Origin of the sequence: Caballeronia arvi (assembly GCF_001544695.2) — a bacterium.
In the GTDB taxonomy this organism is placed as follows: domain Bacteria; phylum Pseudomonadota; class Gammaproteobacteria; order Burkholderiales; family Burkholderiaceae; genus Caballeronia; species Caballeronia arvi.
Map to the genome: position 1 here is coordinate 1 of NZ_FCOM02000133.1, position 6,202 is coordinate 6,202.

A 6,202-nucleotide genomic window follows, 5' to 3' on the forward strand; every position below is an offset into this window, starting at 1 on the left:
CGGGCACATGATCCATTACGACGATGGCGACCGCATCGGCGACGCCATTGAGGCGATGGCATCGGAATGAGCGCTTACAATCCCCGGCGAGTTTCAAGAAGACATGGGCGTTGACAGAATGTGATGTGCTGCGACAAACGTGGATGCATTGATGGGGTATTTCGCATTTTCCCGGGCGGAAAGACCGCGTGCTGTGCTTTACGGAACATTGCCTTCCGACAGTCGGAGGCTGTCGAGTAATCGAAGCTTCGGCGGTCCCGGTTTGATCGCCGCGGTGGCATACGAACTGCTCTTCACCGTCACAGTGAGAAAGCCGAATCACTGAAATTCTTCGCCGGGTTCCATCCGTGCCCGGTAGCGGGGACGCCGAGATTAGGTTCTTTGACCGACTCACCGGCGGGCAAGCCGCTTTTTTCGGGATGTCGCATGCGTGTTCATCACCTCAACTGCATATCGAGTTGTCCGCTGGGCGGGAAGCTCTTCGACGGCCGCACGCCAAGTCTTCTCCGTCGCGGCGAACTCACGTGCCATTGTCTGCTGGTCGAATCCGACGAGGGACTCGTGCTGATCGATACGGGCTTTGGATTGCGCGATGTCGCCGATCCGCGCGGTCGCCTGTCGGCATTCTTTCTAGTGATGCTCAAGCCCGAATTTCGCGAAGAGATGACCGCGATACGTCAGATCGAGAGGCTGGGCTTCTCCGCCGAAGACGTGCGGCACATCGTGCTTAGCCATCTGGATTTCGATCACGCGGGCGGCCTCGATGACTTTCCGCACGCGAAGGTGCATATGCTTCGCGTTGAGCGCGACTACGCAGTCCGGCAGCGAACGTGGCTCGATCGACAACGCTTCCGGCCGCAACAGTGGTCGACACAGCAAAACTGGGAATTCCACGACACTACCGGCGGTGACCGATGGCGTGAATTTGAATGCGTGAAGCCTCTAACGCAGTCGATGGACGATATCGCGTTGGTGCCGCTCGGCGGCCACACTTTCGGTCATGCCGGCATCGCGGTGCGCAAGGATAGCGGCTGGCTGATGTTGGCAGCAGACGCGTATTTCTTCCACACGGAAATGGATGTCGAACGCCCACGCTGTACGCCAGGACTGGCTTTATACCAATGGATGATGGACAAGGATCGCGTGGCGCGTCGATGGAACCAGGCGAGGCTTCGCGGGCTTTGTGCCGGCGACAACTTGTCCGAACGAGTGGACGTGTTCTGCAGTCATGACCCGATCGAATTCGAGCGTATTGCGGGACGCTCGGCGGGCGTTCCCGCCGAGGCATTCAAGCAGCGAGCGCGCTCCCGGGTATAAGTGGGCCGGTGGATGAGCCTGCCCGCAGTTTCAACCAGATCGGTCGCCGCTTTCTCCGCCGGGGCGCGCGATGTCGGATAGGCCGTCGCCCATGCCCGGTTCGCTCGCCAGTTGGCGTTGCGCCATGACCCAGAAGTCGCCAGAGCGGCCTTCTGGACCGCCAGCTTCTTCCCAAAGGCGATAAGCGAGTGCACGGATCTGCTCTTCTGTGGGCGGGGTGTCCATTCTCTCCTCCTTTGAAAGCCTTGTTGCAGGTCTGGGCTCTTACGTGGGACGGACAGATATTAACGCGAAGCAAGCATTCCCACGACTATGCCATGGGTGCGGACATCGTGTTGGCCTTCGAGGAATTTTCATGCGCGAGGTCGTCGGTCAGGCAACCGATGAACATGGGCGGTGCCGGGCATATCGAAGCCGATAGTGAGACATGCGAACTACATCGGCCCGGCGTGGACAGGCGCCGCCCCGAAGCTCGGCGGCGCCGGCCGGCGTTACGCCTCGTTGGCCGTTCCAGCGCCCAGATCGGCCCCGGTCGTCGACGCGGCCGATGGATCCGAGGCCGTGCGCGATGCCATCGCCTGCAGCACCTGGACGTCCTGTTCGGTCACGGTCGCCGTCCCGTCACCGCCGTCGACGGCGGGTTGCGGATCTTCGACGAACTTCCAGTCGCCGCCCTCGTTCCATGGCCCGCGCACATCATTGCCGCTCGACATGTTGAAGTAGACGCTCGTGAACTCCGGCTCGCCTGGCAGCTTGCCTTGCGGGAAGTTCGGCTGGATCGAGTGAAGCGCCTTTTCGAAGGATTTCTGATGGGCGATCTCGCGCGTCATGAGGAAGCCGAGCGCTCCCTTGATGCCCGCATCGTCAGTCACGTTGATGAGACGTTCGTAGACGATCTTCGCGCGCGCCTCCACCGCAATGTTGGATCGCAGGTCGGCCGTCGGCTCGCCTATGGTGTCGATATAGGCAGCGCTCCACGGCACACCTGCGAGTTGGTGAGCGCCGGGCCGCCGCCATAGAGCAGGGCGGTGGTGTGCGAATCATTGCCGCCGCCGGTGAGCGATCGATACAACTCGGCTTCCGACTCCACCGCTTCCGCGAGTTGGCCCTTCGCGCCCTCGTTCAGCATCGCGACGATCGAGCCGATTACTTCGAGATGGCTGATTTCTTCGGTCGCGATGTCGAACAACAGGTCTTTGCGGCCCGGATCGTCTTCGCCGACGGCTTGTGTGAAGTATCGGCACGCGGCGGCCAATTCGCCCTACGGGCCACCGAACTGCTCGAGCAGCAGATTGGCAAGCCCGGGGTTGGGCGCGCTCACGCGAACGGTGTATTGCAGACGCTTGTTATGCACGAACATTTGGGCGACTCCTTTTGGGCGCACGAAACCCTTCACGGACTCGGCGCGAATCACAAGGGTTGAACGGTTTTGCTCGCAACGACCAAGAGGACATCGAAAGCGTCGCTTACGGTCATGCTGCTGCGAGCCTCGGCGCGAAGAAAGCGCGCCGGCGTCTCGCGGGGAAGCCGCGTCGTGATATGAACGGCCGCTGTGCGGATCGAATCCGCGACATCGGCCTGAATGCGACAGCAACGCGTATGCCATGCGAGGCGGCTGTTTCCGGCGGGGGGCATCTTTGATGCTCCATGCGTGGCGCATGGATCACCGGAGACAGCCATGAACGCCAAATCGCTGATGGGCCGGGCCTTCGCAAGGCCCGCGCGGACATTCAAACGTTTCGGCGCTGATCGCGCCGCGCCGATGGCCGCGAGCATTGCGTTTTATTCCGCGTTCTCGCTCGCGCCGACGCTCGTTATGGTGATCGCCGTCGCCGGGCTCGTGTTCGGCTCGCAGGCCGCTCGCGGACAGCTTTTTCATCAGATCAACGGCATGCTCGGAAAGGATGCGGCCGCGAGCGTGCAGGCGATCGTAGAGCATGCCCACCGCAGCGGCGGAAGCGGCCTTGCCGCGGCGATGTCGTTCGTACTGCTGGCCGTAGGCGCGTCGGCGACGTTCTCGTCGTTGAACACGGCGCTGTCGATCATCTGGCCGAAGCGCGGCAAGGAAGCATCGGGCGTCGCAACGCTCGTCAAGGTGCGGCTGATTTCGTTCGGCCTTGTCATGGGCGTTGCGTTTCTGCTGATCGTGTCGCTCGTGCTGGACACAGCCGTGCAGGCAGCGGGCAAATGGGTATTCGGAGATTCGCCGCTCGTCGTCATCGGCGATGTCGTGCAGTTCGTTCTCGGTCTCGTGATTCTGTCGTGCGCGTTTGCCGCGCTGTTGAAGTATCTTCCGGACGGTCACGTGCCGTGGCGCGATGCGCTCGTGGGCGGGCCATTTCCGCGGTGCTGTTTTCCGTGGGAAAGAAGCTCTTTGCGTTGTATCTGACGCACGCCGGGACCGCGAGCGCGTTCGGCGCGGCCGGCTCGCTTGCCGTGTTGCTGATGTGGCTGTATTTCGCCGCCGCTGTCATGCTGCTCGGCGCGGAAGCCGCTGCGACGCGAGGCGAAGCGCGCGGGCAAGCGTCTGGAGAGGAGCGTGGGCCTCGTAACGCGCAGGCGCGCGCGCCAGCGAACACACGTGCGCCGGTCACGCCGGGTGCTCACACGTGAACGTGTCCGCGGCTACGGTGCTGTCCGATAAGCACGTGCGGTCCGGCGCACGCCGGTGTTCGCGAAGATGCTCGATGCGGTGAAGGCGAATCCGAGCCGCTTTGCGATTGCAGCGGCGGGTGCCAGCCTCTTTATTCTGACGAAGAGCGCGCGCCACGGTCATGCGGTGAGACGGTTCTGATCGCCTTTCCGGCGCGGGCAGCCGGATCGAATGGATGTCCTGACGTGGTGCCATGCAACGTATTCGTCCAGGTCAGATGCGTTCGCCGCATAGCCGGCACGGAGGAGGCACACCGACTGCGTGTCTGTGTCTATCGGAACACGGATACACGCCATGGAATTCGATTCTCGGATAAAGGACTTACGTAATGGCAGCGAGTGGTGGCACTCGCTTTCAAAGGACGATCAGATGGCGTGGCTCGCCAGAGTTCACAGTGTGGGTCCCAAAGATGCGTGGGACGCGTTCAAGCATTCCCTGGTGCTTACCACGTCGTGATGGCGTCGTCGTTCCCTGACATAGGCACGCGCGTTCATCATCTCAATTGCATTTCTAGCTGTCCGCTCGGCGGCAAGCTCTTCGACGGACGCACCGCCAGCTTGCTGCGACGCGGTGAGCTGTCGCGCCATTGCCTGCTCATCGAAACAAATGACGGCCTCGTGCTGGCCGACACGGGCTTCGGTCTGCGCGATGTCGCCGATCCGCGCAGTCGCCTGAGGGCGTTCTTCCTGTTGATGTTGAAGCCCGAGTTCCGCGTGGAGATGACGGCGGCGCGGCAGATCGAGCGGCTCGGATTTTCGACGGCTGACGTGCGTCACATTCTGCTGAGCCATCTCGACTTCGATCATGCCGGCGGTCTCGATGACTTTCCGCAGGCGCACGTCCACATGCTGCAAACCGAGCGGGACTACGCGCTGCGGCAGAAGACCTGGCTGGACCGCCAGCGCTTACGGCCGCAGCAGTGGTCGACGCAGGTCAACTGGCTCGTGCATCACTGCGGCGGCGACCACTGGTACGGATTTGAATGCGTGCGTCCCCTCACGCGCTGCGCTGACGAGATCGCGCTTGTTCCCTTGTGCGGCCACACGTTCGGTCATGCGGGTATCGCCGTTCGGGCGAATGAGGGTTGGCTTCTGCTGGCGGCGGACGCGTACTTCTATCACACGGAAATGGATCCCGCGCGACCTCGCTGCACGCCCGGCCTTGCGTTTTATCAGTGGATGATGGAAGGACGGCGCAGCGCGGCGGCGCAATCAGGCGCGACTCCGGGCGCTGTGCAGTGAAGACTCTGCGCGCGACGTGCGGGTCTTCTGCAGTCACGACCCGGTCGAGTTCGAGCGCATGGCGGGACGCTCGCCGGGCATTCCCGCCGAAGCCCTGCTGTCGCGACCCGCATGAATGTGCGCGCCGTTGCGCCCAGGCTTCTCTCCCTGGTTTGTATCCGGCTTACTGGCTGGCGCCCGAAGGCGCATCGCTCGCCGCCGTCGCGGGGAAACTCCCGGCGGCCGGCGCGGATGTGACCGACGCGGGCGCGGCAGCCGATGTGTCGCCGGCCGCGCTGCTCGCGCCGGTGTGACCGCGGTTGCAGCCAGCGACGAGGCAAATCCCTGCCGACATTGCGGCGATCAGCAAGGCTTTCAACGTGATGGACGACTTCATGGTGCGCTCCTTGTTTTGCTCGTTGTTGTGCTCTTTGTGGCGTTCCGGTCGATGAGAAGTGGCAAGCAAGCTCGACGCAACCGGGATGCTCCGGCTCAGTCCGGCGACTTGTTGCGGTCGCGCCCGCTTTGCGTGCCCGGTGGTGTGCCCGGCTTGTCGTCGGGCCGGGCATCGGGCGCGCGGTATTCATTCAGTCCACGTGGCGCGGGTTCAGCCGGATTCGCCGGAATGTTCTCCGTGTGACCGGGCACCGGCTGTTGCTCGATGTGATCCGGCTGCGCCGACGACGAGGGCTTCGGCTTGGGATCGGGCTCGGCCTTCGTGTCGGTGCCGGTCTTGCCGGTGGTGCGATGGGTCGTTGCGCCGGTTTCATCGAGAAGATCATCGCGGTCATCGCTTTTGCAGTCGGCCGAGGGGTCGGGCGGTGTCGACATCAGGAAGAAGTGCCCAGGCACGGCGGACGTACCTTGAACATCGAATGTGTTGGTCATGGCGATTCGAGCGTGGAATGAGTCGTGCGTGAAATCCAGCAAACGCTGTTCCGAGGTTCAGCGCGCGTTGTAGGTCCCCGACTTGCTGAGCGAGTGAAAACGCGTGCAAACACGTGCAAACGCG

5 protein-coding genes and 3 pseudogenes are annotated in these 6,202 nt (G+C 62.8%); 4 read left to right on the plus strand and 4 right to left on the minus strand.

Going from position 1 to position 6,202, the window contains the following annotated elements:
• Positions 1-426: 426 nt before the first annotated feature.
• Positions 427-1,317: an MBL fold metallo-hydrolase gene (locus AWB74_RS43090; RefSeq protein ID WP_061152602.1), complete on the plus strand. Its 891-nt coding sequence runs from the start codon at positions 427-429 to the stop codon at positions 1,315-1,317.
• 30 nt (positions 1,318-1,347) lie between these two features.
• Here the strand turns inward: AWB74_RS43090 and AWB74_RS43095 are convergent, their stop codons facing one another.
• Both AWB74_RS43095 and AWB74_RS43100 read right to left on the minus strand, forming a co-directional pair.
• Positions 1,348-1,542: a DUF2934 domain-containing protein gene (locus AWB74_RS43095; RefSeq protein WP_061152603.1), complete on the minus strand. Its 195-nt coding sequence runs from the start codon at positions 1,540-1,542 to the stop codon at positions 1,348-1,350.
• 266 nt (positions 1,543-1,808) lie between these two features.
• A pseudogene (locus AWB74_RS43100) lies at positions 1,809-2,677 on the minus strand (manganese catalase family protein).
• A 318-nt stretch (positions 2,678-2,995) separates the two neighbouring features.
• Between AWB74_RS43100 and AWB74_RS43110 the strand changes: the two are divergent.
• The 3 genes and pseudogenes from AWB74_RS43110 to AWB74_RS43115 all read left to right on the plus strand — a co-directional run bounded on the left by AWB74_RS43110 (position 2,996) and on the right by AWB74_RS43115 (position 5,326).
• Positions 2,996-3,930, plus strand: a pseudogene (locus AWB74_RS43110) (YihY/virulence factor BrkB family protein).
• 55 nt (positions 3,931-3,985) lie between these two features.
• A complete protein-coding gene (locus AWB74_RS48340; protein ID WP_268811247.1) occupies positions 3,986-4,111 on the plus strand; it encodes a hypothetical protein in 126 nt (41 codons plus the stop codon).
• A 314-nt stretch (positions 4,112-4,425) separates the two neighbouring features.
• Positions 4,426-5,326 (plus strand): annotated as a pseudogene (locus AWB74_RS43115) (MBL fold metallo-hydrolase).
• Between the two features lie 48 nt (positions 5,327-5,374).
• Here AWB74_RS43115 and AWB74_RS46200 read toward each other — a convergent pair.
• A complete protein-coding gene (locus AWB74_RS46200) occupies positions 5,375-5,587 on the minus strand; it encodes a hypothetical protein (protein WP_143749500.1) in 213 nt (70 codons plus the stop codon).
• Between the two features lie 95 nt (positions 5,588-5,682).
• On the minus strand, positions 5,683-6,120 hold the full coding sequence (locus AWB74_RS48025; protein ID WP_235024935.1) for a hypothetical protein: 438 nt from the start codon (positions 6,118-6,120) through the stop codon (positions 5,683-5,685).
• Between the last annotated feature and the right edge of the window lie 82 nt (positions 6,121-6,202).